We start from the raw sequence: 25,251 nt of genomic DNA, 5'->3' as shown, positions 1-25,251 counted from the left end.
ACCATGGACCACGACACCCCGTTCGAACCCCTCAACGACCTCGAGGTGCGCCTGCTGCAGGCCCAGGACGGTACGCTGACCGCAGCGCAGTTCCTCGACGGCCTGCTGACTTCGACGGCGTTCGTGCTGCTGGACAAGGCCATTGGTGAGGATGGCGCCTGGGACGAAAGCATCTCGCCGCTGGTGCTGACCAGCGAGAGCGGCGAGCCGATGTTCGCGGTGTTCACTGCCCCCGAGCGCGCGGGCCTGTGGCACGAGCAGCTGCCGCAGTTTGCGCATGCCATGCCGATCGCGGTGCACGCGCTGCTGGCCGGTATCGGCGACGGCGTCGGCCTGGTCCTGAACCCGGGCCTGGACGTGGGCATGGAGATGATTCCCGATGCCGTGGCCCAGCTGAAGCAGCGTGCGGCGGCGATTACCCGCGGCATGGCGCACTGAATCCAGCGATTGCGTGGTTGCCGGCCAACGGCCGGCACTACCCGTGGTGCAGGACGGCTGCGATGGCTTGCAAGCGCGTCCTGTTCAATGGGGAGGAGCATCGTGGGCAAGCGTTCTAACCGATCGCTGTGGGTCTATGAGATCGGCCTTCTTGTGGGTTTGACTCTGGCAGCTGCGTTCATCACCCGGTTCAATCCGGTGGAGACGCTCCGGCTGGGTGGATGGCTGTTCCTCTTGATGCAACCCATCATGTTGGGTGCTCATGCTGTCGACCATTTCTCGCGGAAGCGCCGTCGTTAGACGGGCGATGTGAAGGTGCCGGCCAGCAGCCGGCATCACCAGATGCTTCAGCGGGCAGCGGCGATGGCTTTCACCCGGGCCTTGGCGAGTGCCTCACCGATGGCCGGGCCCTTCAGATGCGTGGTATCCAGATCCCGCGCCTGCACTGACAGCGCTGCCCGGTGCAGGCGCTTGAGCGTTTCGCCCTGCGGGTAGTCGGCATCCTCGAAACCGAGCCGGCCGCGCTTGTCGGCCTCGCAGCACAACGCGATGCGGGCCACGCGTTCCGGCCGGCGCAGCGCATCACAGCGGCCCAGCAGTTCCAGCACGGTGGCATCGCGTAGTTCGTCGATGCGGTGCACGTTCAAGTGCTCGCGGCAGACCGCTTCGGCCAGCTGCTGGTGCTCGGCGGGAATCTTCAACCGCGTACACAGTGCCTTCAGCGGCTTGATGCCGCGCTGCTCGTGCATGATGTGGCGCGGCCATTCCTCCGGCGGGGTCAGGCCCTTGCCGAGATCGTGGGTGAGCGCGGCGAAGCCGACCAGGTCATCACCCGGCGCCAGTTTCGCGGCCATGTCGCTGACCATTTCCTGGTGGATGCCGGTATCGATCTCGGGGTGGAACTCGGCACGTTGCGGCACGCCGTACAGCGCTTCCAGCTCGGGCAGGATCGGGCCCAGGGCATGCGCATCGTGCAGCGTGCGCAGGAAGGCGGAGGGCCGCTCACTGACCAGCGCCTTGCGCAGTTCCTGCCAGACGCGCTCCGGCACCAGCGCGTCCAGCTCGCCACTGGCGGCGACCTCGCGCATCAGCGCCATGGTCTCTTCGGCGACGGTAAAGCCCAGCGGTGCGAAGCGCGCCATGAAACGGGCCGCGCGCAGCACGCGCAATGGATCTTCGACGAACGCAGGACCGACATGGCGCAGCACGCGTTGCTCGATATCGCGCACACCACCGTAGGGATCGACCAGCGTGCCGGTGTCTTCGTCGCAGGCAATCGCGTTGATGGTGAAGTCGCGGCGCTGCAGGTCTTCTTCCAGCGTTACGGCCGGATCAGCATCCACCACGAAGCCGCGATAGCCGCGGCCGGATTTGCGCTCGGTGCGCGCCAGTGCGTATTCCTCACCCGTGTTCGGGTGCAGGAACACCGGGAAGTCACGGCCAACCGCAGTGTAGCCCAGCGCTTCCATCTGCGCGGGCGTGGCGCCAACCACCACCCAGTCATGGTCGCCGGCAGGGCGCTGCAGCAGGCGGTCGCGCACGGCGCCGCCGACAAGATAGATCTTCATGGGGGAATGATCGCACGGCCGGCGCAGATGTTCCGGTAGTGCCGGCCGCTGGCCGGCAGCTTCGGAATGGCTGCGGTTGCCGGCCAGCGGCCGGCACTACCAATACAGAGGCATCACGGCAGGCCGCGCCACCCCGAAGCAGCACCCAGGCGGTGCATATTCCGATCGAGGCCAGCCGCCGGCACGACCGCTGTGCGATCAATCGCCGCCCTGCTCGGCGTTGGCGGCGCAGCTGAAGTTCTTGCGCTTGTCGACCAGGCGGCCCATCAGGCGGTCGCTCAGTGGCAGGGCATCACCATTGAGGCGCCAGTCGTAGATCACGCTGAAGGCCAGCACGCGGGCGACGTACTCGCGGGTTTCCTTGTAGCTGATGGTCTCGATCCACAGGTCCGGATCGAAGCCCGGGCGCTGGCCCTGCCAGCGTGCGGTCGGGGTCGGGCCGGCGTTGTAGGCGGCGATGGTCACGTACGGCAGACCGTCGTACTTGTTCATCAGCTGGCGCAGGTAGGCGGTGCCGATGGCAATGTTGGTGTCCGGGTCGTACAGGCTGTCGGCGCCGCCGTAGCCGGTCAGGCCGATCGACTTGGCCACGCTGGCACCGGTGGCCGGCAGCACCTGCATCAGGCCCATGGCATTGGCAGGCGAGCGCGCACGGGGAGTGAAGGTACTCTCGGCGCGGATCTCCGCGGCCACCCAGGCCGGGTCGATCGCGTTGCGTGCCGATTCGCGGCGGATGGTGGCGTCGTGATGCAGCGGGAAGCGCAGGTCGTACAGGCGCTGTTCCTGCGGCTGCTTGCCGAGCGCGAACACGGCGCGGTCGAACCAGCCATTGTCCTGCGCCACGCGCACGGCGAGGCGGCGCTGGGTGTCATCGAAGCGCGACAGCGCGCTGTTCCATTCGGCCACGGCCCAGCCAGCGCGGTCGATCTGGTACAGCGCCATCGCGCGCTGGATGGCCGGGTCGCGCGCGATCACCGCCTGTGCCTGTGCGCTGTCGTTCGGCTTCCACGGGCACAGGGTGTAGCCCTGCTGCAGCTTGTCGGCGGCGAGGAAGCCGTGGAAGGTCGGCGCGCGCGCGGCCTCGCGGAACAGCGGCTGCGCCTGCTGGGCCTGGCCGGTCTTCTCCAGCATGCGGCCTTCGAAGTAGCGCCAGCGCGGGTCGCTGCGCTGCTTGCTGCCCATCTTGCGAATGGCGGTCAGCGCCGCCGGCCAGTCGCCGCGCGACATCGCTTCGCGCACGCGCCACTCGTGCAGGCGTTCGTCATAGGCCGACTCCGGCACCGCGTTGAGGCGGCGTGCCGAATCGGGCAGATAGGAGGCCACTGTCCACAGCGCGATCTGGTACAGCACCTGGCCCTGCTGGTCGGCACTCAGGCCGAGCGTCTGGGCGTACTGCGGCAGCTGCTGCTCGGTGGCGCCGGGGTCGGCCTTGGCCAGCTTGGCCAGGCCATCGGTGGCGATGCGCCGGCTGCGCTCGTTGCGTGGCCAGTTCAGGGCGCTGGCATTGGGCTTGTCGACAAAGGCGGCGTAATTGTTCGCCAGCGCCAGGTCGGCGGCAGGCAGGCCGCGTGCAGCGCTGCGCATCACCGCCGGTTGCTGGGCATCGGCGGCGGCATCGATGCGTTCCCAGCGCAGGGCGTCGCTCAGGCCACCCTGTGCCTGCAGCACGGCAAAAACGGCATCACAGCCGTCCGGCAGCGACTTGCCGTTCTTGCGCCACAGATCCTGCGCTTCACTGATCCACTGCGGATCGACCTTGCCCGTCACCTGGCGCGCGGTCAGCTGCGCACAGCGCAGGCCGGTGTTTTCGGTGGGCGCCCAGTTGGCCAGCAGGGTCGGCCAGTCCTGGCGGCGTGCGAGCGAGGGCAGCCACACGCTGCGGAAGGTGGTGGCCACGGCCTGGCCGTCGTAGCGCTTGAGGAAGGCCTGCGCCTGCGCGGTATCGACGGTATCGATGTTGCGGCGCAGGTTGGCGTACTCCAGCCAGCCATAGGCCGGGTGACGGCTGAGCGCAGCGGCTTGGCCAGGATCGAACTGGCCGCGTTCGGCGGCTGCGATCGCGGCTTTCAGCTGCGCGTTCTGGGCATCGAGGGACTGGGCATTGGCGCAGCCGATCAGCAGCGTGGTGGCCAAGGGCAGCAGGGACAGGGCGGTCGAAGTGCGTCGGGTCATGGCGGGCAGCATAGCGGGCAATGGCTGAATTCAGTTTCGCATCGCGTGCACGCCGGGCGTCGGCAACGACAGCTGAATGAATCCGCGCAGCCCCTGCCGCACGGGGTTGCAGGCGTCGTAACGTCGGCCTTGGGCGAACGGCCCGGCTGCAGGGAGCGGCACATGGCGTTCAGTAGCGCAGGAAGAAGCGGCCCGCTGGCGGACATCAACGTCACGCCACTGGTGGATGTGATGCTGGTGCTGTTGATCATCTTCATCGTGACCGCACCGATCGTGGCCCGGCCGATTGCCGTGCAGTTGCCGCACGCCACCGATCGGGTGGTCGACCGTCCCGAACCACCGCCGCCGATCGAGCTGCGCCTGGATGCTGCCAACCAGCTCAGCTGGAACGGCCAGCCGATGGCGATCGGCGAACTGCAGGCGCGCCTGCAGGCACAGGCGGGCGAGCATGCCGGCAACCTGCCGGAGCTGCGCATCGCCACCGATCCGGCGGCCGAGTACGAAGGCATGGCGCGGATATTGGCTGCGGCCGAAGCCACTGGCATGGAGCGCATTGCCTTCGTGCGATAGAGCGTTGTCTCACTGCTGCTCATGCGGTGATTGCTGCATGAGCGGCGCTTGCCCTGCTGACAGCGTCGCATCCAGGATCCGCAGAAAAGCCATTTCAATCTGCACTGGAACCTGGGTCGGATGTGCTCGCCACTTTCTGCGCTCAGGGTCATGTTCAACGTGGAAAGCAGTCAACTCGGCTCTCTCGAAATCCACCACAACCGTCAGTCCCTCTCCCGAGGCCAAGGCCGCATCGCTGGGAGAGGGACAGTTGTTGCACTCGATCACGCCGCCTGCTCTCGATTCACCTGCCAGGGAAAGAAGCAGCGTCATCACCATCGTGACGCCCGGCACGGCAGTCACTGCTTTCATGTTCGGCCCTCCCGCGAATGGCTGGAGGTGCGAGTCTGCGCTGGGTCGACTGGTGGGGCCTCCTGAATGAAGGAATTTTCAAACTATTCCTGAAACGATCCGGCAAAGGCCTTTTCCGTGAATGCGGAAGCTACCGGCGCGCGCTGTCGCAGCCTGCATCAAGGCTGCCTGCGGTGAACAGTATCGTCCGGTCATAACCTGCAGCTATCTGACGCAATCGGCCTGCAATTGCGTCAATTCCGCGTGAAAGAGTGTCGATCATCACGCCGCGATTTTTACCACTTGTTTACAAAGGAGACGGCGCCGCCATGCAGGGAGGGAGTGCGGCGGCCCATGTCCCGACATTCCTTTGGAGAGAGAGCGAATGAATCACCTGCACCACCGCCCTTTGGCGGTTGCCGTCGCGCTGTGCGTGATGACCCTGGCACCGTTGGGTGCCGCTGCACAATCCACCACCAACCTGGATGCGGTGGAAGTCACCGGTACCCGCATCAAGCGCGCTGAGGTGGAGGGCCAGGTGCCGATCCAGACGCTGACGCGCGGCGATATCGAACGCACCGGCCTGACCTCGATCGGCGAAGTGCTGCAGCAGCTCACCGGTTCCGGTTCGGCGCTCAACGCCAAGTTCAACTCGTCCGGCAACTTCGGCTTCCCGCCCGATGGCAGTGGTGTAGGTGCCGGTTCGGCGCAGGTGGACCTGCGCCACCTGGGCGCCAAGCGCGTGCTGGTGCTGGTCGACGGCATCCGCTGGGTCAATGAGTCATCCGCATCCGGCGTCGGCTCGGCCACCGATCTCAATACCATTCCGCTGGCCATCGTCGAGCGCATCGAAGTGCTGGAAGATGGCGCGTCGTCGCTGTACGGTTCCGACGCCATTGCCGGCGTGGTCAACATCATCACCCGCCGTGACTTCGATGGCGGCCAGGTGACCCTGAACTATGGCGAGTACAGCAAGGGCGATGGCACGCAGAAGGGCGTGGACCTGGCCTGGGGCAAGAGCGGCGACCGCTTCAGCCTGTTCCTGGGCGCCAGCTGGACCAAGCAGGATCCGGTGTTTGCCAAGGACCGCGAGCAGTCGCGCTTCCCGATTCCCGGCACCGGGCTGGCGTTCGGCAGCGGTGGCATTCCGCAGGGTCGTTTCATGTTCACCGACCCGAACACCGGCGCGGTGCAGAACATCGTGCCCAATACCGGCGTGAGCAACCCGCGCTACGACGGCAGCGCCGGCTGCGCGCGCACCGATGACTACCACTGCTTCACCAGCGCCGACCGGTTCAATTTCGCCGAGTACAACATGGTGCTGACGCCCTCGGAGCGCAAGGGCCTGTTCGGTCAGTTCCGCTTCGACATCACCGACAACGTGCAGTGGTACGTCAAGGCACTGGGCAACCGTCGTGAGTCGACCAACCAGGCCGGCCCGGAGCCGCTGTTCTTCGGCCCCGATGGCGCCACCGGCAATCCGCTGGCCGACAACATCACCGTGTCCGCGCTCAATCCGTACAACCCGTTCGGCTTCGACCTGGTCTCGGGTGACAACCTGAGCCTGATCGGCCGCCGCCCGGTTGAAGGCGGCGCGCGCGTGTTCAAGCAGGAAGTGGACACCACGTATTTCGCCACCGGCTTCGTCGGCAACTTCCAGGCGGCTGACCGCAGCTGGTACTGGGACGTCAACGGCATGTACAGCAAGAACAAGGCCGAACAGACCAACTACGGCAGCTACAACATCTACAACGTCAACATGGCGCTGGGCGATCCGTCGGTCTGTGCGGCGACGCCGGGCTGCGTGCCGCTGAACATCTTCGGCGGTGTCGGTTCGATCACCCCGGACATGCTGAAGTGGATCCAGCCGGTGGTGCGTGACCGCAGCCAGAACGAACTGAGCCTGTTCACCGCCAACCTGTCCAGCGACCTGTTCACGCTGCCGGCCGGCCCGGTGTCGTTCGCTACCGGCTTCGAGTATCGCAAGTACGAGGGTTCGTACCAGCCCGATCCGCTGACGGTGGCCGGCCACTACAACGGCGTGCCGTCGCAGCCGACCTCGGGTTCCTATGACGTCAACGAGGCGTATCTGGAGTTGAGCGTGCCGATCTTCGCCGATTCGACCTTCGGCAAGAAGCTGGATCTGAGCCTGGCCGGGCGCTACTCGGACTACTCCACCTTCGGTGGTGAATTCACGCCCAAGTACGGCCTGCGCTGGCAGGTCACCGATGACTTCGTGCTGCGCACGACCTATGCCGAAGGCTTCCGTGCACCATCGATCGGTGAGCTGTACGGCTCGGCCGCGCGTGCCGACCTGCAGCTGTTCGATCCGTGCTCGGTGGGCCTGGGCGGTACGCCGCCGCGTGGCAGCGCGGCCAACTGTGCTGCGCTGGGCGTACCGGCCGGGTTCCAGCAGGCCAACTCGCAGATCTCGGTGACCACTGGCGGCAACCGCGAGCTGGATCCGGAACGCTCGCGCAGCTTCAGCGCAGGCTTCGTGTGGAGCCCATGGTTTGGCAGCAACAGTTCGTGGTCGGAGCGCTTCGATGTGGAAGTGACCTTCTACCGCCATGCCATCGACGGCGCGATCCAGGCAATCAACGCGCAGACCCAGCTGGACCTGTGCGTGGACACGCTGGACCCGATCTACTGCAACGGCATCACCCGTGCCAGCACCGGCGCGGTCAGCAGCTTCAACAACCGGCTGACCAATCTGGGTTCGATCAAGACCGATGGCTGGGATGTGGATCTGTTCTGGACGTTGCCGCAGAGCTCGATCGGTCAGTTCAAGCTGGGCTGGAAGAACACCTTCGTGGGTCGCTACGAAGCCACCGGTGCGGCGGGCCAGAAGCAGCCGCAGAAGCCGGGCGTGGAAGTGTCCGACAGCTCCATTCCGGAGTGGACCAGCAACGCCAGCATCGCCTGGACAATGGATCGCTGGAGTGCGAACTGGACGGTGCGGCACATCTCCGAGCTGACCGAGAACTGCGGCGATGCCGTGGCATTCCCGGTGTGCAGCAACCAGGCCGACGGCACCAACACGCTCTCGGCCACCACCTTCCACGACATGCAGGTGGGCTACAAGATCGACTGGATGAAGGGGCTGCAGCTGACCGCGGGCCTGAACAATGTGTTCGACAAGGATCCGCCGATCTGCCTGTCGTGCTCGTTGAACGGGTATGACGCCTCGACCTACGACATCCCGCGTGGCCGTTACTGGTACCTGCGCGCGGACCTGCGGTTCTGATGTGAGGGGGGCAGCGCCGGTCAGTTCCGGCGCTGCCTTGCGGATGTAGCGCCGAGTCCGCGCTCGGCTGATTCTCTGAGCCGAGCATGGGCTCGGCTCTACAGGTGCGGGGCGGTCGTACCCCGCGTCTGATCAGAACGCCCAGGTGAACGTCAGCGAGCCATTGCGGCCATCGCCGTAGGCACCGTAGCCGGTGATCTGCGAGTAGTACTTCTTGTCCAGCAGATTGTTGAGGTTGGCCTGCACGCTCCATTCCGGCGACAGGCGGTAACGCACGAAGGCGCTGACCAGGGCGTAGCCGCTCTGTTCGATGCGGCCGTAAGCCGGCACCGCGTAGTAGATGCGGTTCTGCCAGTTGGCGCCGCCGCCGACGGTCAGTGCCTGCAGCGACTGCGGGGTGTAGCTGGTGAACAGTTTCAGCGCGGTCTGCGGCAGGTTGGTGTTGATGTCGGCGCCGTTGATGTCCTTGGCCACGTAGCGCGAAGCACCGAAGGTAGCGTTCCAGCCGGGCGTCAGTTCGCCGTTCACTTCGAACTCGAAGCCACGGCTGACGGTGCCGCGCGCGGCCACGTAGGCCGTTTCGCCGCCGGTGCCGCCGATGACCGGCTCGCCGGTGGACTGGCCGACGTTGTCCTGCTCGATGCGGAACACCGCCACCGAGGCATTCAGTCGGTTGTCGAACCAGGCACCCTTCACGCCCACTTCGTAGCTCTTGCCATCGACCGGATCGAGGTAGCTGCCGTTGCGGTCCTTCAGCGTCTGCGGCTGGAAGATTTCGGTGTAGCTGGCGTAGGTCGAGTACGTGCCGTTGATGTCGAACACCAGCCCGGCGTACGGCGTGGTGACCTTGTGCGCGCGGTCGGCGCCTTCGCCCTCGCTCTTCCAGTCGGTGTAGCGGGCGCCGATGATCAGCTTCAGCGGATCGGCCAGCGACAGGCGCGCGGCCGCGTAGCCGGCCTTCTGGGTGATGGTGCCCTCGCTGGCCAGTGCCAGCGGGTTCCAGTTCGGCTCGCTGATGTTGCCGGTCCAGTTCAGATAGCTTGCGAACGGATCCCAGGTCTGGCCGGCACCGCCGACCTGGTAGTCGCCGTAGTTGGCGTACTCGCGCTTGTTGTAGCTCAGGCCTGCCATGAACTGGTGCTCGCGGCCGAACAGCTGGAACGGACCATCAACGTAGCCATCGACGCCGGTGACCTTGCGCTCGGTGTTGTAGAAGCCCGCGGACGGCGAGATGCCCGCGCCGGTGGTCTTGTCGAAGTTCGATGCGCCCGTGGTCCAGTCGTTGTAGGCCGGGTAGAACAGCTTGTCGTCAGCCTTGGTCTCATCGTGCGTGGCACCGACCTTGAACTTCCAGCCATTGCTGAAGGCGTGCTGCAGGGTGGCGAAGGCGCGTTTGCTGGTGGTGTCCCAGTAGGTCCACTTCGGGCTCGCGTTGAACGATTCGTCGTAGCCCGTGCGCGAGCCATCGGAGTACAGCATCGGGAAGCCACCCCAGGTCGCGCCATTGGCGCGCTTCTGCTGGTAGTCGTAGCCCACGCTCAGCTGGGTGTCCGGGGTCAGGTCGGCGTCGATGACGGCGTAGCCCAGCGTCTTGCGCTGGTTATAGCGGTCCATCTGGCCGTCGGTGTCCAGATAGCTGCCGATCACGCGGCCGCGCACGGTGCCGCTGGCGTTGAGTGCGCTGCCCACGTCCACCGTGGTGCGGGTGCGGCCCCAGCTGCCCACGTTCACCGACACGCTGCCGGCCAGCTCGGCGCTGTCGGCGTGCTTGCGGATCAGGTTGACCGATGCGGACGGATTGCCGGCGCCGCTGAGCAGGCCGGTGGCGCCGCGCACCACTTCCACGCGGTCGTACAGCGCCAGGTCCAGGCCGGAATCACCATAGCTCCAGTTTTGCACCATCTGCGTGGGCAGGCCATCGAACTGGTAGGCATCGATGTAGAACCCGCGCGCGTAGAACTCGGTGCGCTCGCTGTCGGACTGGGTGCTGGTCACGCCGGTGGTGTTGGCCAGCACGTCGATGATGTCGTCCAGGTTCTGATCTTCGATGCGCTGGTGGCTGATGATGCTGATCGACTGAGGGATCTCGCGCGGCGCCAGGTCGAAGCGGGTGCCGGCCGAGGTGCGGCGCACCGAATAGCCTTCGGCGCGTTCGCCCTTGACCACCACCTTGTCGAGGGTGGTCGGATCGGCGGCGGTGTCGGCGAAGGCGGCCGGGGCCACGGCGCAGAGAACGGCGAGCACGGCAACGAACAGCCGTTGCGGCTGCGGGGTACGGAAGGCGGAACGGGTCATGGGGGTCCTGGACGAGCACGCGCGCTCGGCCGGCATCCAGAAGGCGAGGCGCTACGGGTAGGGGGAGGGCGGGCAGGCCGTCCTGGCGCCACCGGAAACGAAAGAAATCGTAATACGAACTATTCCTATTTACAAATAATGAACGAATCGATCCGATGAGCCGGGTGTGGGCTGGGTCAGCGCAGCAGCGGGAGTGGATCGCGCGCGCCGTCGGTGCCGTAGATGCCCCAGTGCAGGTGCGGCGGCGTGCCCTTGGCATTGCCGCTGTCGCCGACGTGGCCAAGCAGGTCGCCGGCCTGGACCACCTGGCCGCGCGCCAGGCCCTCGGCCCAGTCGTCCAGATGGGCGTAGTAGTAGCGCTCACGCCCGGGCCCGATCACCCACACCTGGCGGCCACCGAGGCCGCGGTCGCTGACATCCACGACGACGCCGGCGGTGGCACTGCGCACCGGGGTACCGCGCCTGGCGAAGATGTCGATGCCGGCGTGGGAGCGGTCACGGCCGCGTGGGGCGCCGAAGGTATCGGCGATCTGGCGGGGCCGCACACCTTCCACCGGCACCGGAAGCTCGGTGGCCGGAGGCATCCGCGAGAGTGTCCACAGCAGTTTCGGTGCAGCGGCCCATGGGCTGTTCCACAGTGCCATGGCGGCAACGATCGCGATGACCAGCCACAGGCCGCGCAGCAGCCAGCGGCGCAGGCGACGGGCGGGGGAGGGCGATGTGTTCATGGTCTCCGACTGTAGCGCCCAGCCATGCTCGGCGGCTGTTGCTTTGCGGTCAAAGCGCAGTCGAGCATGGCTCAGCGCTACAGAACCGGGTCCAGTGGCACTTCGAAACTGCGCTTCAACGTTCCCAGTGCAACCGAGGTGCGGAAGCGCTCGATGTTGTCATCGCCACCGAACAGCCGCTCGGTGATCGCCTCGTACTCTTCCATCGACGCGGCCGACACCAGCAGCAGGAAATCGCCGTCGCCGGTGATCGAGTAGCACTGCTGCACCGCCGGGTCGTCCTGCACGCGGCGCTTGAACGGCGCCACGCGTTCGCGCTGCTCGCTGACCACGCGCACCTCGACGATGATGGTCAGCGGTCGCCCGACCTTGGCTGCGGCGACTACCGCCACGTTGGCCGCGATCACACCGCTGTCCTGCAGGCGTTTGATGCGGCGCTGCACGGCTGGGGTGGACAGGTGCACGTCCTCGGCGATCTCGCGCTGCGGCAGGGTGTTGTCCCGCTGCAGCAGGCCGAGGATGGCGCGGTCGAAGCTGTCGAGCACGGGGGCGGTAGCCATGGTGAGCAGAAGTTGCACGAACGGGCTGTCAATTGAGCCAAGTGCTCGGCGCGGGCGCAATAGACTTTGCCCATGCAGACCTCACGACTCGCGCCGATGTTGCCGGCGCTGGCGGTGCTTGGCTCGGTCACCTCGCTGGCCATCGGCACCTCCTACGCAAAACACCTGTTCCCGCTGATCGGCGCCCAGGGCACCAGCGCGCTGCGCGTGGGCTTCTCGGCGCTGTTGCTGCTGCTGTTCTGGCGGCCGTGGCGCTGGAAGACCGGCCGCGCGGATGCGATCACCCTCCTGCGCTACGGGCTCACCCTGGGCCTGATGAACCTGCTGTTCTACATGGCCCTGCGCACGATTCCCTTCGGCATCGCGGTGGCCATCGAGTTCACCGGGCCGCTGACGGTGGCGATGCTGTCATCACGGCGCCCGATCGATTTCCTCTGGGTGGGCTGCGCGGCGGTGGGGCTGTTGCTGCTGCTGCCGCTGGGCGGCGGCCGGGCGCTGGATCCGACCGGCGTGCTGTATGCGATGGGCGCAGCGGCGTGTTGGGGGCTTTACATCGTATTCGGCAAGCGTGCCGGACACCTGCACGCCGGGCATTCGGTGTCGCTGGGGCTGCTGGCGGCTTCGCTGGTGGTGGTGCCGGTGGGCGTGGTGCATGCCGGTGCCGCGCTGCTCGACCCGAAGATCCTGGCAGCCGGGCTGCTGGTGGCGCTGGTGTCCAGCGCGATCCCGATGTCACTGGAGATGATGGCGCTCAAGCGCCTGCCAAAGGAGACCTTCGGCATCCTGATCAGCATGGAGCCGGCGGTGGCCGCGCTGTGGGCGATGCTGCTGCTGCACGAACACCTGCACGGGCTGCAGTGGCTGGCGATCGGCTGCACGGTGCTGGCTTCGGTGGGCAGCACGATGACCGCGCGGCGATTGAAGGTGCCGGTGGTCCAGGCCGGGTAGCGGCAGAGAGCGTGCGGACCAACGGTCCGCACCCACCAGAGCGGCGTGCGGACCAGCGGTCCGCACCTACCAGGGGGGCGGTTCAGCGCAGGGCGTCGGCCGGGACGTCGATCTGCATCGCCAGGGCGAGGTGATCGGAGAACGCGGCCGGCACGGCTTCCACGGTGCGGGTCTGCAGGCCACTGCTGACCAGGATGTGGTCGATGGCGCGGTCGGGGCGCCAGCTGGGGAAGGTCGGCACGATGCAGCCGGGCGGTTGCAGTCGGGTCTTCTGGTACAGCACCTGCATTTCCGGGCGTTCGGCCAGACAGTTGAAGTCGCCCATCAGCACCGCGTTGGGGTGGTCGGACAGCAGCTCGGCGATGAAGCCCAGCTGCGACATCCGCGATCCCGCGCCCAATGACAGATGGGCCACCGCCACCGCCAGGCCGTCGGCACCATCGCCGAACTTGGCCAGCAGCACGCCGCGCCCGCCGATGCGGCCGGGCAGGGCGTGGTCCTGCACTTCCACCGGTTCCAGCTTGCTCAGCAGGCCATTGGCGCTGGAGGCGACCCCGCCCATGCGCCGGTTCGGCTGGTGGCTCCAGTAGTTGAAGCCGGCGCGCTGGGCCAGGTAATGGGTCTGGTTGGTGAAGCCCGAGCGCAGGCTGCCCGGGTCGGCCTCCTGCAGGCCGACGATGTCATGTTCGCGCGCCAGGGTGGCGATCGCGTCCAGGCTGCTGCGCTTGCGACCCGCCGGCAGCGCATGTGACCAGCTGCGGGTCACATAGTCGCTGTAACGGCGGGTACTTGAGCCGGCCTGGATGTTGGCCGTCAGCAAGCGCAGGGTCCGTGTACGGGGGGAATTCACGGCCGGGAAATGCTTCTCTTGGATCAGTGAGCCTGGGCCGCACCGCGTTCGCGGGCGATCAGGTGGTCGGCGATGCGCAGCATGTCCGGGAAGCTCTTGCCCTTAACCAGGTACTTGCCGTTGACGATGATCGACGGGGTGCCGCTGATCTGGCTGCGCTGGGCGAACTGCTTGGCCGAGTTGGTCTTGGCGTTCACCGCGAAGCTGCCCATGGTGGCCGCGAACTGCTTCGGATCGACGCCGTAGGCGGCGTAGAACTTGGCGATGTCTTCCACCGAGTCACGGCCGCGCTCGCCCTTCAGGGTCTTCTGCGAGTGGATGGCGGCGTACAGCGCTTCGTGGGTCTTCTCCTGCACGCCCAGGGTCTGCGCGGCGTAGAAGGCACGGGCGTAGTCATCCCAGGTGCCGCCGAACATGGCCGGCACGTAGACGAAGTTCACGTCGCTGGGCAGGCCGGCCTTCCACGGGCCGACCAGCGGCTGGAACGCGGCGCAGGCCGGGCAGACGTAGCCGAAGATCTCGGTCACTTCGATCTTGCCGGCGGCCGGCTGGAACGGCTGGCCGTTCGGGATCACCTGGTAGTCGGCACCTTCCACCGGAGCCGGGCCGGTCAGTGCGGCGGTGGTCGGGGCCGGCGCGGCGGCCGGAGTTGCTTCGGCCGGAGTCTTCTCGCCTTCAGCGGCAGCCGGCGCGGCGCCTTCGCTGCCCGCCGCCGGTGCGGCAGCCGGTTCGGTGGTCGTGGCCGGGGTTGCTGCCGGTTCGGCGGGGGCCGCGGTGGTGTTGGTGCTGCCGTCGTCGGCCTTGCAGGCGGCCAGGATCGGCAGCAGCGCTGCGAGGGCGAGGGCGTAACGGATCTTCATGGAAACGTCTCCAGCATCTGGAAAGGTGGGGCCGGCGGCAGGCGCCGGCCAAGGGGAAATGATGACACGCGGCGGCGACAACGCCGTGTCGGTGGTGGGTGTTGGTTCAGCGGCCGCGGGCGGCGCGCGCCTGCGCGATCAGCGCCGAGGCAATGCGCAGCTGGTCGTCGAAGCTGTTGCCGCGCACCAGGTACTGGCCATTGATGATGATGGCCGGGGTGCCCGGAATCTTGGTGCGCTGGGCGAACGCGCGCGCGCCTCGACCTTCTTCTGCACGGCATCGCCGCGCAGGGCCTGGATGTAGCGGTCCGGGGTCACGCCGTAGGCCTTGTAGAAGGTGGCGAGCTCATCGGCGGAGACGTTCTGCATCGGCAGCGAACCCTGCTCGTGCAGGGCCTTGAACACGGCGGCATGGCTGCGCTTGGCCACGCCGACTTCGTCGGCGGCGTAGTAGGCCAGTGCCCAGGCATCCCAGGCACCGCCGAAGGCCGCCGGGACCGGGGTGAAGCGCACGTCGGCCGGCAGCTTGGCCGCCCAGGCTTCCAGCTGCGGTTCGAAATGGGCGCAGTGCGGGCAGGTGTAGCCGAAGACTTCGACCACCTCGATCTTGCCGGCCAGCGGCTGGAACGGGCCCGGCTGGGCGATGCGCTCGTAGTCTTTGCCCTCGACCAGCGGGGCATTGGCGGGGGTGGCGGCGCAGGCTGCCAGCGGCAGCAGCACCAGCACGGACAACAGCAGGCGGGAAATCAACCTCATCGACACGCATCTCCGTTGAAAAAAGCAACGCCGGCGCAGCCGCCGGCGTGAAGGAAACATACCGCAGCCGTAGGCCGGCGTCGCGGCCCGGGCCGACCAGTGGTGGTCAGGGGGCGGCAGCCGGTTGTGTTGGCGTGGCCGTGGTGGCCACATCGTCGGCCTTGTTGTGCAGGCCCTGCAGGTAGCTCGACAGCGCCTGCACCTCCTGCTCGCTGAGCTTCTGCGCGACCGTGGCCATGATCTGGAAGTGCGCCTTGTCGGTCTCGTTGGTCTGGCCGGCCTGGTACTCCTGCAGGCGGCGCGCGACATAGCTGGCGTGCTGGCCACCGAGATGCGGATAGGCCGGGCCGGGATTGCCGGCACCGCTGGGGCCATGGCAGGCCATGCAGGCCGGCAGGCCACGCTTGGCATCGCCGCCGCGGTACAGCTGCTGGCCGATCTCGTAGAACTTCATGCCCTTGTAGGGGCCGTCGGCGACCGCCGTGTCATCGGCGATGCCGGCGTTGGCCTTCTGCGTGGCGAAGTAGGCGCCGATATCACGCATGTCCTGCGGGGTGAGGTTCTGCACGAACGGCACCATCGCCACCGCCGCGCCGGAACTGCGCTGGCCGTTGGCGATCAGGGCCATCTGCTGGGCCACGTAGCGTTCGCTCTGGCCGGCAATGGACGGGTACATCTCCACCGTGGAATTGCCGTCGGCACCGTGGCAGGCCGCGCAGGCCGTCGCCTTGGTCTGCCCGGCCTTCGCATCGCCCCAGTGGGTCTTGCTGAAATCCACCTCCAGCGAGGCGGTATTGATCGGCCCATTGTCGGGCAGCGGGGTCAACGTGGTCTGCGCGAACGCAGCAGCGGCAACGACTACAGCAGTGGCAAGGGCGGATACGGCAAGAACGCGAGCGTGGCGCATGCTGAAGCTCCGTATGGACCGGGCCGGGCGGTGGCGGCCGGCATCGTCCGGATTATCAACGCCGTTTCCGCGCACGGTCAACGCAGCAGTGCAGCAAAATGCCCGCAAAGGCCGCCGGCACGGGCGCGCGGCGCCGCAACATGCGATCCTAGGCACATGTCATTGCTCATCGAACGCGCCCGTTACCACCTTTCGGCCCATAACGTGCGGCAGCTGCCGCCCGACGAAGGGGCCGAAGTGGCCTTCGCCGGCCGCTCCAACGCCGGCAAGTCCAGTGCGCTCAACGCGCTGACCCGCCAGAACGCCCTGGCGCGTGTCTCCAAGACCCCCGGCCGTACCCAGCAGCTGGTGTTCTTCCAGGTCACCCCGGAGGCGCATCTGGTCGACCTGCCCGGTTACGGCTACGCCAAGGTGCCGCTGGACCTGCAGGCGCACTGGCAGGCCTTCATCGACAAGTACTTCCGCACCCGCGAGGCCCTGAAGGGGCTGGTGGTGGTGATGGACATCCGTCATCCGCTGAAGGACTACGACCGGCAGATGCTGTCCTATGCAGTGCAGCGTGGCCTGCCGGCGCATGCCCTGCTGACCAAGGCCGACAAGCTCAGCCGCAGCCAGCAGATGCAGTCCTTGCAGAAGGTGCGCAAGGAGCTGCAATCGGCCTACGGTGACAGCGTCAGCGTGCAGGTGTTCTCGGGCGAAGACCGTACCGGCGTGGACGAAGCCCGCGCCGTGATCGGCGGCTGGCTGGGGCTGGAATAAGGTATTGCCGGTCGCCCGGCTGGCAGCCGGGCGCTACCCGATCGGGTGGGTGCCGACCTTGGTCGGCACACCCTCACAACGGCGAATACTCCGCCGGGACCCACGCATAGGCCTGGCCTTCACTGCGGACGTGGCCCAGGCCCGGGAACGGCAGGTGCGCACCGGCCACCCACCAGCCGTTGGCGGTGGCCTGCTGCAGCAGCCCGCGACGGCTGGCGATGGCCGCCTTGCGGTCCGAATCGGCCTCGAACGCGGCCTCCGGGTGCGCGAACTGCACCGCATGGAAGTGCAGCACGTCGCCCCACACCAGCAGTGACTGGCCTTGGCTGTCGAACCGGTAGGAGACGTGGCCGGGGTATGGCCATGGGTGTCCATCGCCACCGCGCCGCCGGGCAGGGCATCGCCGGGGTTGAACGTGCGCAGGTGGCCACTGGCCTGGTACGGTGCCACCGCGTTGCGCGCCAGCGGGAAGGCGAAGCGCACACCCTTCGGCGCGGAAGCCTCGCTGGCCGGGTTGAGCCAGTAGTCGGCATCGGCCCTGGACAGCCACACCGTGGCATTCGGGTAGGCCGGCTTGCCCTGTGCATCGAGCACCCCGCACAGGTGGTCCGGATGGGCGTGGGTCAGCAGCACCTCGTCCACCTCGGCCGGGTCCACGCCGGAGGCGCGCAGGTTGCCCAGCACCTGGCCCAGGCCGGGGCCGAAGCACTGCGCGGTGCCGGTATCGACCAGGGTCAGGTGGTTGCCCTGGCGCACCAGGAACGCGTTGATTGCGGTCTGCAGGCCCTTCTTGTCTTCCGGTACGTAGCGGCCTTCCAACAGGCGGCTGACCAGTGTCGGCGGCACGTCGACCACTTCCTGCCGGCCCAGCGCGACCACGCCGTCGAACAGGGCGGTGACCTGCAGCGCGCCGACGCGCTGGTGGTAGACGCCGGGCACCTGCTGGGTGGGAGCGGGCGAGGTGGCTTCGGCCAACGCGGCCAGCGGCAGGGAGGACAGGGCCAGCAGCAGGGCGGTGCGTAGGGGCAGATGGCGCAGGGTCATGAGGGTTCTCGGTGGATGATGGGCGGTTCCGTTGGCCTAGCGTGCCGTGACTGGCGTGCGCACGGCGCTCAAACCACTGCGTGGAATGCTCAGGGAAGGGGGTGTTGTCTGCAGGGCTGCGCCCTGCACCCGCTACGAGCCAGAGCAACGGCCGAAGCAAGAGCAACAGCAACAGCGATCTATCCGTGGGATGGCGGGGTGGGTCCGGTTGCGGGAGACGCCGTAAACCCATCCATGGGGGCTTGGCCGCGGCATCCATGCCGCGGACACTCCCGCAACCGGACCCACCCCGCCTTCGACAGTTTTCCGCGAACTGTTGGAGATGCTCTTGGGGTCAGATCCGTTTTCCGCAGGAAAACGGATCTGACCCCAGATCGATTTCGATATCTGACAGAAAAATCGTGTCGACCAAGGTCGACGCCTACCAACAGCCGCGAAGATCTGTCAGAGGTGGGGCGGTGTGGGTGGGCAGGACCGTTGGCGCCATGGATGGCGCCATCGAGCCCCCATGGATGGGTTTACGGCGTGTCCTGCCCACCCACACCGCCCCGCCCTCCCACGGATAGCCGCTGTTGCTGTTGCTTTGGCTGTTGCTTCGGCTCTTGCACTTGCTTTGGCGGGTGCAGGGCGCAGCCCTGCCGAACCCCTCAAATGTCTGTGGGAGCCAGCCCGTACTGCTCGGCAAAGCGCTTGCTGAAACTGGCCGCAGAGCGGTAGCCCGCGCGTGCGGCCACGGTCTTCAGCGGCAGGTCGGTGGTGTAGAGCAGCTGCATGCCATGCGCCAGCCGGGCCTCGGTGAGCAGCTGGCGCAGGCTGGTGTCCTCGGCGGCGAGCCGACGGCGCAGGGTCGCGCCGCTCAGCGCGAACAGCGCTTCCACATCGCGCGATTGCCAGTCGCGAGCGGGTTCGGCGGCGATGCGGTCGCGGATCTGTTCGCCCAGGCTCGGCGCCTGCGGCAGCAGCAGGTTGCCGTGGCCCTGCCGGCACAGGGTCAGTACCAACGAGGCCAGGGCCAGCCGCGCTTCGCTGTAACGGCCGTCCTGCAGAGATTGCCGCCACTGGCGCAGCACCGCGCCATGATCGATCAACGGCAGCCGCGCCATCGCATGACCGGCGGCGGGAAGCTCCCCGCTCCACAGCGTGCGTGCGGCCGCCAGCACTTCGGCACACAGCGGCACGATGGCGCTGAGGTAGCGGCCACTGCGTGGGTCGGGGGTGTTGACCACATCGATGCGGCAGCGCTGGGTCAGCAGCAGGATGTCGCCGGGCATGAACTCCAGCGACTGGTGCGCGGTACGCACTTGCTTGCGTCCTTCCAGCAGAATCGCGAACTGTGGTTGTGGAATCTCCACCGAGCTGGCGCCATGTTCGCGCCGAGCGGTGATGCACGCATAACCTTCGGCGCGTGCGCAGCCGGCCAGGCTGGCCATCTCGGCCAGCAGTGCGGTGGCCGGTGGCAGCATGGCGGTCATGACACGTGGGCACCGAACAGGCGACCGACGCCGGCCGCCGCGGCCATCGCCAATGCGCCCCAGAACATCACCCGGATCGCGCCGCGAACCGGCGGTGCGCCGCCGGCCCTGGCCGCCACTGCGCCGGTCAGGCACAGGCCGAGCAGGGTACTGGCCGTGGTCATCAGTGCGACCCTGTCGACCGGCGCGAGCAGGGCGGTCAGCACCGGCAGCGCCGCGCCACAGGTGAACGCACCGGCCGAGGCCAGCGCTGCCTGCAGCGGGCGGGCGCGCAGGGTATCGGTGATGCCCAGTTCGTCGCGGGCGTGGGCACCCAGCGCATCATGGGCGGTGAGCTGTTCGGCCACCTGCCGTGCCAGCGCAGGCTCCAGGCCGCGGTGGCGGTAGATCGCGGCCAGCTCCTCCAGCTCGCTGTGCGGATTTTCGCGCAGCTCGCGCTTTTCCATTGCCAGGTCTGCGTCCTCGGTGTCGGCCTGGGTCTGTACCGAGACGTACTCGCCGGCGGCCATCGACATCGCGCCGGCCACGGTGCCGGCCACGCCGGTGGCGAGGATGGTGGTAGCGGAGGCGCCGCCGGCGGCCACGCCGACCACCAGGCCGGCCACCGAGACGATGCCATCATTGGCGCCCAGCACGGCGGCACGCAGCCAGCCGACGCGCTCGGAGCGGTGCAGTTCGGGATGTCGTGAATGGCGGCTCATGTCGTTGAGTGTACGAGGGTCAAGAGGGCGTCGGTGGGATGCTGAAACCCGTCACCGTCGCATGACGCAACGAGGTGCCACGCTATAGTGCGCCCTTGCGATGGAAGGCCGCGAGCCCCACATCCCCCGCCACCGTCCAGCGAGCCCTCCCCTTGTCGAGCCCCAGCCACGTCGCCGATACCCCCATTACCGACCGCTCGCAGCTGGTGGAGGTGATCGCCTCCGGCGAGAAGCCTCGCGCGCAGTGGCGCATCGGCACCGAGCACGAGAAGTTCGGGTTCCGCCTGGACGACCTGCGCCCGCCGACCTTCGAGGGGGAGCGCGGCATTGAAGCACTGCTCAACGGCCTGGTCCGCTTCGGCTGGGAGCCGGTACAGGAGAATGGCCGCACCATCGCCCTGCTGCGCGATGGGGCCTCGGTGACGCTGGAACCGGCCGGCCAGCTGGAGCTGTCCGGTGCGGCGCTGGAGACCATCCACCAGACCTGCGTGGAGACCGGCACCCACCTCAACGAAGTGGCGCAGGTGGCCGGCGAACTGCAGCTGGGCTTCCTCGGCATGGGCTTCCAGCCGAAGTGGAAGCGCGATGAAATGCCGTGGATGCCGAAGGGCCGCTACAAGATCATGCGCGCGTACATGCCCAAGGTCGGTTCGCTGGGCCTGGACATGATGACCCGTACCTGCACGGTGCAGGTGAACCTGGACTACGCCACCGAAGCGGACATGGTGAAGAAGTTCCGCGTGTCCCTGGCGCTGCAGCCGATCGCCACCGCGCTGTTCGCCGATTCGCCGTTCACCGAAGGCAAGCCGAACGGCTACCTGAGCTATCGCTCGCACATCTGGACCGACACCGACGCCGACCGCACCGGCATGCTCGACTTCGTATTCGAGGATGGATTCGGCTACGAGCGCTATGTCGATTACCTGCTCGACGTGCCGATGTACTTCTCCTATCGCGACGGCACCTACCACGACGCCAGCGGGCAGAGTTTCCGCGACTTCATGCAGGGCAAGCTGCCGGTGCTGCCGGGCGCGTTGCCGACCCTGCGCGACTGGTCGGACCACATGACCACCGCGTTTCCGGAAGTGCGCCTGAAGAAGTATCTGGAAATGCGCGGCGCCGATGGTGGCCCGTGGAGCCGCCTGTGTGCGCTGCCGGCGTTCTGGGTGGGCCTGCTGTACGACGACACTGCGCTGGACGCTGCCTGGGACCTGGTGCGTGACTTCACCCTGGCCGAGCGCCATGCGCTGCGTGACGGCGTGCCGAAGCATGCAATGAACTTGCCGTTCCGCAACGGCACGGTGCGCGACCTGGCCCGGGAAGCGGTCAGGATTTCCGTGGAAGGCCTCAAGCGCCGTGCGGCGCGCAATGCCGACGGCCAGGACGAGAGCAAGTTCCTGGACGTGCTGCAGGAGATCGTCGAATCCGGCCTGACCCCGGCCGAGCGCAAGCTGGCGCTGTTCCATGGCCGCTGGCATGGTGACGTCGATCCGGTGTTCCGCGAGTTCGCGTACTGAGTGGATTGCGGTAGTGCCGGCCGCTGGCCGGCAGCCTGGCAGGGTCGCCGGCCAGCGGCCGGCACTACCAGAAGAAAAACCCCGGCATTGCCGGGGTTTTTCATTTCCAGATCCGTCCTGGTTCAGGCCGCGTTCTTCAACGTCGCCATGTCGATCACGAAGCGGTAGCGCACATCGTTCTTCGCCATGCGCTCCCAGGCTTCGTTGACGTTCCTGATGTCGATCATCTCGACGTCGCTGACGATGCCGTGCTCGGCGCAGAAGTCCATCATTTCCTGGGTTTCGGCCATGCCACCGATCGCCGAGCCGGTCAGGTGCTTGCGGCCGAAGATCACGCTGCCGCCGGTCAGCGGCGGGTCCAGTTCGGTCAGCACGCCCACCAGGCACATGGTGGCTTCGCGCTTGAGCAGGCCCATGTACGGATTGGTGTCATGGCTGACCGGGATGGTATTGAGCAGGAAGTCGAAGCTGCCGGCGTGCGCCTTCATCTGCGCCGCATCGCGCGAGACCAGCACCTCATCGGCGCCCAGGCGCTTGGCATCGGCGCCCTTTTCCGGGGTGGTGGTGATCATCACCACGTGCGCGCCGAGTGCCTTGGCGAACTTCACGCCCATGTGGCCGAGGCCGCCGAGGCCGATCACGCCGACCTTCTGGCCCGGGCCGACCTTCCAATGGCGCAGCGGCGACCACGTGGTAATCCCGGCGCACAGCAGCGGTGCGGCCGCCTTCAGGTCGAGGGTATCGGAGACCTTCACCACGAAGCGCTGCTCTACCACCACGTGGTCGGAATAGCCGCCGTAGGTCGGTGCGCCGCTTTCGCGTTCACGGCCGTTGTAGGTCCAGGTCGCGCCCTCGGCACAGTACTGCTCCAGGTCGTGCTGGCAGGCGTCGCAGTGGCGGCAGGAGTCGACCATGCAACCCACGCCGGCGTGGTCGCCGACCTTGAAGCGGGTAACGTTGCTGCCGACCTCGGTGACGCGGCCGATGATCTCGTGGCCCGGCACCATCGGGTAGATCGAGCCACCCCAGTCATCGCGGGCCTGGTGCAGGTCGGAGTGGCAGATGCCGCTGTAGAGGATCTCGATGCGCACATCGTCGGGACCGACCGCACGGCGTTCGAACTCATAGGGGACCAGCGGAGCGGTATGGGAATGGGCGGCGTAACCACGGGCGAGGGACATGGGGAATCCTTGGCAGGGTTTATCGAAAGGCGCTTTACAATACGCCGCGTTCCCAATGGCAAGAAGCGTGGATATCGGCATGATTCATCAAGTGAAACTGCACAATCATGGCCACTGACAACCTTTCCCACCTGGCCGCGTTCGCGGCGGTTGCCCGCCACCGCAGCTTCCGCCGCGCCGGCGCCGAGCTGGCGCTGTCGACCTCGGCGGTGAGCTATGCGATCCGCGCGCTGGAAGAACGACTGGGCGTGGGCCTGTTCCACCGCACCACGCGCAGCGTGGCCCTGACCGAGGCCGGGCAGCGCCTGCTGGAGCGCCTTCAGCCGGCGCTGGGGCAGGTGCATGACGCGCTGGAAGAAATGAACCACTTCCGTGCCGCCCCGGCCGGCCTGCTGCGCATCAACGCCACCCGGGCGGCGGTGGCGACCCAGCTGCGGCCTCGGCTGGCGCGCTTCCTGCACGCTCACCCCGATGTACGCGTCGAGCTGACCGAAAATGATGGGCTGGTCGATATCGTCGCCGAGGGCTACGACGCGGGCGTGCGCCTGCACGAATTCGTGCCCGAGGACATGGTGGCGGTGCCGATGGGGCCGCCTCTGCGTGGGCTGATCGTTGGCTCGCCGGATTACCTGCGGCGACATCCGGCGCCGCAGCATCCGCGCGACCTGGCCGCGCATGAATGCATCCGCTTCCGCTTTGCCAGCGGGCATCTGTACAAATGGCAGTTCGAGCGTAGCGGGCAAGCGCTGGAGATCGACGTGCCGGGCCGGCTGACGTTGAGCGAGCAGGGCACCGTGGTCGGTGCAGTGCTTGATGGCATCGGCCTGGCCTACGTGCTGGAAGACACCGCGCGGCCGTATATCGAATCGAGGCAGATGGTGGCGGTACTGGAAGACTGGAGCGAGCCGTTCGCCGGGTTCGCGCTGTACTACCCGAAGCAGCGGCAGATGCCCGGAGCGCTGCGCGCGTTCGTCGACATGCTGCGGGAGTGACGTGCGGTGGTTCGTATCCACGCATGGCGTGGATCTACTGCCGAACGACAGCCTCCACGCGTTGCTTGAAGCGGATCAGTAGATCCGCGCCATGCGTGGATTGGCGCCCGCGACGCAGCCAGCAATTCATTCGACCAGCGCGTCGTAGCCTTCGCCACTGAACTGGATCAGGCAGAAGCCGTGCCCGAACGGATCGGCCAGCACGGCGATACGGCCCCAGCGGCGCTCGCGCACCGGTTGCTCGAGCATCGCTCCGGCCGCGACCGCACGCATCAACGCGGCATCGATGTCTTCCACCACCCAGTCCAGGTGCAGCGGGGTCCAGTGGCGCTCGTAGACACGCACATCGCCGTCTTCGGTGGCGGCGCTGCCAGCCTCGTTCTGCAGCAGGTAGAGCGGTGTTGGCCCACCGAGCAGTTCCACCGCGCCGGTACCGAGCCGACGACCGATGCGCAACCCGAACGCGGCCAGGTAGAACGCTTCGGCCGCGGCCAGGTCGGGCACGTCGATGTTGACGATGAAGTTGCGGGCAGTGGCGTTCACGGCAGTGATTTCCAGCATCCGGTGGTTGCAGTCTAGTCTCGCCACCTGCTGCTGCCGGTTCATCTCCTGCGCGGATTCGGGCAAGCTGGGCGGCCTCCATCGACAAGGACATCCATGAGCGTGCTATCCGACATCGAACAGGCCACCGGCCAGGCCTTCCCGCCCCTGTTCAAGCAGTTGCATGCAGCGGGTCGGTTGAGCTGGGGCACTCCCCATCCGGATTGGTCCGAGGTGGTGTTCCCGACGCTGCAGGCGGATCCACCGGTGTTGCTATACGCCCAGGATTACGAGCCGTTGGAACACGATGAGCTGCTGGAGGCGTGGCAGGAGCTGACCGCCGAGGACCACTACAATCCCCTGCGTCCCGACCTGCAGCTCCTGCCGTTTGCGCGGACCGGCGGCGGCGACAGCTACTGCTTCTGGAGCAACGCGCCCGATTCTGCCGAGCCGCCCGTCGTGCTCGTGTGGCATGACGATGATCGTGCCGATGTGCTGGCCGCCAACTACCAGGATTTCCTGTTCCGCAAGATGGTCGAAGCCGTTGCCGACTACCAAGCGCCGTATACGCTGCTGTCGCACGGCGAGCTGGCCGGCAATCTGCAGCGCTGGCTGCAGAGCCACCAGTCGTTCCTGCGCGGCGACCAGTTCGCGGCGTTGCAGCGGTTGTTCGCCCGCGTTGACGATATTGAAGAAGGAAACATCAGCGAAGACGACGCACAGGCCATCGTCGTTGAAGTGATCGGCTTCGAGCGGTTGGACGAGTCGTTCGCTTACGTGCGCGAGGAAGTTTGAGCCAAGGGTCGGAGCCCCACC

General features: G+C 67.1%; 22 protein-coding genes and 2 pseudogenes. 9 read left to right on the top strand and 15 right to left on the bottom strand.

What is annotated here, in order from left to right; translation table 11 throughout:
- Window positions 1-3: 3 nt before the first annotated feature.
- Together DL544_RS17625 and DL544_RS17620 are read left to right on the top strand one after the other, a co-directional pair.
- Window positions 4-438 carry an SseB family protein gene (locus tag DL544_RS17625; RefSeq protein WP_005419309.1) on the top strand — a complete coding sequence of 145 codons (435 nt, stop codon included), beginning with the start codon at window positions 4-6 and terminating at the stop codon, window positions 436-438.
- 102 nt (window positions 439-540) lie between these two features.
- Window positions 541-738 (top strand): hypothetical protein, encoded by a 198-nt coding sequence (locus DL544_RS17620; protein WP_139727662.1) that lies wholly within the window; start codon window positions 541-543, stop codon window positions 736-738.
- Window positions 739-785: 47 nt separating this feature from the next.
- Here the strand turns inward: DL544_RS17620 and DL544_RS17615 are convergent, their stop codons facing one another.
- Window positions 786-2,006, bottom strand: coding sequence for a multifunctional CCA addition/repair protein (locus DL544_RS17615; RefSeq protein WP_139727660.1), 1,221 nt, complete (start codon window positions 2,004-2,006; stop codon window positions 786-788).
- Between the two features lie 198 nt (window positions 2,007-2,204).
- Window positions 2,205-4,190, bottom strand: a complete 1,986-nt coding sequence (locus DL544_RS17610; RefSeq protein WP_139728147.1) for a transglycosylase SLT domain-containing protein — start codon at window positions 4,188-4,190, stop codon at window positions 2,205-2,207.
- Between the two features lie 150 nt (window positions 4,191-4,340).
- Here DL544_RS17610 and DL544_RS17605 point away from each other — a divergent pair, with 150 nt between their 5' ends.
- Complete coding sequence (locus tag DL544_RS17605) at window positions 4,341-4,748, top strand: ExbD/TolR family protein (RefSeq protein WP_139727658.1); 408 nt, start codon at window positions 4,341-4,343, stop codon at window positions 4,746-4,748.
- A 9-nt stretch (window positions 4,749-4,757) separates the two neighbouring features.
- Here the strand turns inward: DL544_RS17605 and DL544_RS17600 are convergent, their stop codons facing one another.
- Window positions 4,758-5,099 (bottom strand): hypothetical protein, encoded by a 342-nt coding sequence (locus DL544_RS17600; RefSeq protein ID WP_139727656.1) that lies wholly within the window; start codon window positions 5,097-5,099, stop codon window positions 4,758-4,760.
- Window positions 5,100-5,463: 364 nt separating this feature from the next.
- Between DL544_RS17600 and DL544_RS17595 the strand changes: the two genes are divergently transcribed.
- Window positions 5,464-8,325 carry a TonB-dependent receptor gene (locus DL544_RS17595; RefSeq protein ID WP_139727654.1) on the top strand — a complete coding sequence of 954 codons (2,862 nt, stop codon included), beginning with the start codon at window positions 5,464-5,466 and terminating at the stop codon, window positions 8,323-8,325.
- Between the two features lie 132 nt (window positions 8,326-8,457).
- Here DL544_RS17595 and fhuE read toward each other — a convergent pair whose 3' ends face one another.
- The 3 genes from fhuE to DL544_RS17580 all read right to left on the bottom strand — a co-directional run bounded on the left by fhuE (window position 8,458) and on the right by DL544_RS17580 (window position 11,908).
- Window positions 8,458-10,620 carry a ferric-rhodotorulic acid/ferric-coprogen receptor FhuE gene (fhuE, locus tag DL544_RS17590; RefSeq protein WP_139727652.1) on the bottom strand — a complete coding sequence of 721 codons (2,163 nt, stop codon included), beginning with the start codon at window positions 10,618-10,620 and terminating at the stop codon, window positions 8,458-8,460.
- 176 nt (window positions 10,621-10,796) lie between these two features.
- Window positions 10,797-11,348: a M23 family metallopeptidase gene (locus tag DL544_RS17585; protein WP_065185389.1), complete on the bottom strand. Its 552-nt coding sequence runs from the start codon at window positions 11,346-11,348 to the stop codon at window positions 10,797-10,799.
- A 77-nt stretch (window positions 11,349-11,425) separates the two neighbouring features.
- Complete coding sequence (locus tag DL544_RS17580; protein ID WP_065185388.1) at window positions 11,426-11,908, bottom strand: Lrp/AsnC family transcriptional regulator; 483 nt, start codon at window positions 11,906-11,908, stop codon at window positions 11,426-11,428.
- A 72-nt stretch (window positions 11,909-11,980) separates the two neighbouring features.
- On the opposite strand from DL544_RS17580, the gene DL544_RS17575 reads away from it, so the two are divergent.
- Window positions 11,981-12,856, top strand: coding sequence for an EamA family transporter (locus DL544_RS17575; protein ID WP_065185387.1), 876 nt, complete (start codon window positions 11,981-11,983; stop codon window positions 12,854-12,856).
- 82 nt (window positions 12,857-12,938) lie between these two features.
- On the opposite strand, the gene DL544_RS17570 is transcribed toward DL544_RS17575, so the two are convergent.
- The 4 genes and pseudogenes from DL544_RS17570 to DL544_RS17555 form a co-directional block, all read right to left on the bottom strand.
- The gene (locus DL544_RS17570) at window positions 12,939-13,676 is read right to left on the bottom strand and encodes an endonuclease/exonuclease/phosphatase family protein (RefSeq protein WP_005419292.1); all 738 of its coding nucleotides are present in this window, start codon (window positions 13,674-13,676) and stop codon (window positions 12,939-12,941) included.
- A gap of 53 nt (window positions 13,677-13,729) precedes the next feature.
- Window positions 13,730-14,566, bottom strand: a complete 837-nt coding sequence (locus DL544_RS17565) for a thiol:disulfide interchange protein DsbA/DsbL (protein WP_053500287.1) — start codon at window positions 14,564-14,566, stop codon at window positions 13,730-13,732.
- Window positions 14,567-14,672: 106 nt separating this feature from the next.
- Window positions 14,673-15,322 (bottom strand): annotated as a pseudogene (locus tag DL544_RS17560) (thiol:disulfide interchange protein DsbA/DsbL).
- A 106-nt stretch (window positions 15,323-15,428) separates the two neighbouring features.
- Complete coding sequence (locus DL544_RS17555; RefSeq protein ID WP_065185386.1) at window positions 15,429-16,229, bottom strand: c-type cytochrome; 801 nt, start codon at window positions 16,227-16,229, stop codon at window positions 15,429-15,431.
- 156 nt (window positions 16,230-16,385) lie between these two features.
- Between DL544_RS17555 and yihA the strand changes: the two genes are divergently transcribed.
- Window positions 16,386-16,988, top strand: coding sequence for a ribosome biogenesis GTP-binding protein YihA/YsxC (gene yihA, locus DL544_RS17550; RefSeq protein WP_049414655.1), 603 nt, complete (start codon window positions 16,386-16,388; stop codon window positions 16,986-16,988).
- 73 nt (window positions 16,989-17,061) lie between these two features.
- Here the strand turns inward: yihA and DL544_RS17545 are convergent.
- The 3 genes and pseudogenes from DL544_RS17545 to DL544_RS17535 form a co-directional block, all read right to left on the bottom strand.
- Window positions 17,062-18,032, bottom strand: a pseudogene (locus DL544_RS17545) (MBL fold metallo-hydrolase).
- A 647-nt stretch (window positions 18,033-18,679) separates the two neighbouring features.
- Entirely contained in the window at window positions 18,680-19,504 is an 825-nt protein-coding gene (locus DL544_RS17540) for a helix-turn-helix transcriptional regulator (RefSeq protein WP_065185384.1), read from the bottom strand.
- Window positions 19,501-20,205, bottom strand: coding sequence for a VIT1/CCC1 transporter family protein (locus tag DL544_RS17535; RefSeq protein ID WP_005419279.1), 705 nt, complete (start codon window positions 20,203-20,205; stop codon window positions 19,501-19,503). The genes DL544_RS17540 and DL544_RS17535 overlap by 4 nt, the downstream gene beginning before the upstream one ends.
- Window positions 20,206-20,357: 152 nt before the next feature.
- Between DL544_RS17535 and DL544_RS17530 the strand changes: the two genes are divergently transcribed.
- Window positions 20,358-21,722 carry a glutamate--cysteine ligase gene (locus DL544_RS17530; RefSeq protein WP_139727650.1) on the top strand — a complete coding sequence of 455 codons (1,365 nt, stop codon included), beginning with the start codon at window positions 20,358-20,360 and terminating at the stop codon, window positions 21,720-21,722.
- Between the two features lie 122 nt (window positions 21,723-21,844).
- Here DL544_RS17530 and DL544_RS17525 read toward each other — a convergent pair whose 3' ends face one another.
- The gene (locus DL544_RS17525) at window positions 21,845-22,903 is read right to left on the bottom strand and encodes an NAD(P)-dependent alcohol dehydrogenase (RefSeq protein ID WP_061479602.1); all 1,059 of its coding nucleotides are present in this window, start codon (window positions 22,901-22,903) and stop codon (window positions 21,845-21,847) included.
- Between the two features lie 107 nt (window positions 22,904-23,010).
- On the opposite strand from DL544_RS17525, the gene DL544_RS17520 reads away from it, so the two are divergent.
- The gene (locus DL544_RS17520) at window positions 23,011-23,895 is read left to right on the top strand and encodes a LysR family transcriptional regulator (protein ID WP_065185382.1); all 885 of its coding nucleotides are present in this window, start codon (window positions 23,011-23,013) and stop codon (window positions 23,893-23,895) included.
- Between the two features lie 126 nt (window positions 23,896-24,021).
- Here DL544_RS17520 and DL544_RS17515 read toward each other — a convergent pair whose 3' ends face one another.
- Window positions 24,022-24,456 (bottom strand): VOC family protein, encoded by a 435-nt coding sequence (locus tag DL544_RS17515; protein WP_139727648.1) that lies wholly within the window; start codon window positions 24,454-24,456, stop codon window positions 24,022-24,024.
- Between the two features lie 96 nt (window positions 24,457-24,552).
- Here DL544_RS17515 and DL544_RS17510 point away from each other — a divergent pair, with 96 nt between their 5' ends.
- Entirely contained in the window at window positions 24,553-25,230 is a 678-nt protein-coding gene (locus DL544_RS17510; RefSeq protein WP_065196465.1) for an SMI1/KNR4 family protein, read from the top strand.
- The last annotated feature ends 21 nt before the right edge of the window (window positions 25,231-25,251 follow it).

Origin of the sequence: Stenotrophomonas sp. pho (assembly GCF_006228405.1) — a bacterium.
Taxonomy (GTDB): Bacteria; Pseudomonadota; Gammaproteobacteria; order Xanthomonadales; family Xanthomonadaceae; genus Stenotrophomonas; species Stenotrophomonas sepilia.
This window is presented reverse-complemented; position numbering and strand designations above follow the sequence as displayed.

Bases quoted from the DNA above. Each gene is read 5' to 3' on its own strand.
- DL544_RS17625 (WP_005419309.1), top strand. From the start codon at position 4: ATGGACCACGACACCCCGTTCGAACCCCTCAACGACCTCGAGGTGCGC.
- DL544_RS17615 (WP_139727660.1), bottom strand. From the start codon at position 2,006: ATGAAGATCTATCTTGTCGGCGGCGCCGTGCGCGACCGCCTGCTGCAG.
- DL544_RS17610 (WP_139728147.1), bottom strand. From the start codon at position 4,190: ATGCTGCCCGCCATGACCCGACGCACTTCGACCGCCCTGTCCCTGCTG.
- DL544_RS17605 (WP_139727658.1), top strand. From the start codon at position 4,341: ATGGCGTTCAGTAGCGCAGGAAGAAGCGGCCCGCTGGCGGACATCAAC.
- DL544_RS17600 (WP_139727656.1), bottom strand. From the start codon at position 5,099: ATGAAAGCAGTGACTGCCGTGCCGGGCGTCACGATGGTGATGACGCTG.
- DL544_RS17595 (WP_139727654.1), top strand. From the start codon at position 5,464: ATGAATCACCTGCACCACCGCCCTTTGGCGGTTGCCGTCGCGCTGTGC.
- fhuE (WP_139727652.1), bottom strand. From the start codon at position 10,620: ATGACCCGTTCCGCCTTCCGTACCCCGCAGCCGCAACGGCTGTTCGTT.
- DL544_RS17585 (WP_065185389.1), bottom strand. From the start codon at position 11,348: ATGAACACATCGCCCTCCCCCGCCCGTCGCCTGCGCCGCTGGCTGCTG.
- DL544_RS17580 (WP_065185388.1), bottom strand. From the start codon at position 11,908: ATGGCTACCGCCCCCGTGCTCGACAGCTTCGACCGCGCCATCCTCGGC.
- DL544_RS17575 (WP_065185387.1), top strand. From the start codon at position 11,981: ATGCAGACCTCACGACTCGCGCCGATGTTGCCGGCGCTGGCGGTGCTT.
- DL544_RS17565 (WP_053500287.1), bottom strand. From the start codon at position 14,566: ATGAAGATCCGTTACGCCCTCGCCCTCGCAGCGCTGCTGCCGATCCTG.
- DL544_RS17555 (WP_065185386.1), bottom strand. From the start codon at position 16,229: ATGCGCCACGCTCGCGTTCTTGCCGTATCCGCCCTTGCCACTGCTGTA.
- yihA (WP_049414655.1), top strand. From the start codon at position 16,386: ATGTCATTGCTCATCGAACGCGCCCGTTACCACCTTTCGGCCCATAAC.
- DL544_RS17540 (WP_065185384.1), bottom strand. From the start codon at position 19,504: ATGACCGCCATGCTGCCACCGGCCACCGCACTGCTGGCCGAGATGGCC.
- DL544_RS17535 (WP_005419279.1), bottom strand. From the start codon at position 20,205: ATGAGCCGCCATTCACGACATCCCGAACTGCACCGCTCCGAGCGCGTC.
- DL544_RS17525 (WP_061479602.1), bottom strand. From the start codon at position 22,903: ATGTCCCTCGCCCGTGGTTACGCCGCCCATTCCCATACCGCTCCGCTG.
- DL544_RS17520 (WP_065185382.1), top strand. From the start codon at position 23,011: ATGGCCACTGACAACCTTTCCCACCTGGCCGCGTTCGCGGCGGTTGCC.
- DL544_RS17515 (WP_139727648.1), bottom strand. From the start codon at position 24,456: ATGCTGGAAATCACTGCCGTGAACGCCACTGCCCGCAACTTCATCGTC.
- DL544_RS17510 (WP_065196465.1), top strand. From the start codon at position 24,553: ATGAGCGTGCTATCCGACATCGAACAGGCCACCGGCCAGGCCTTCCCG.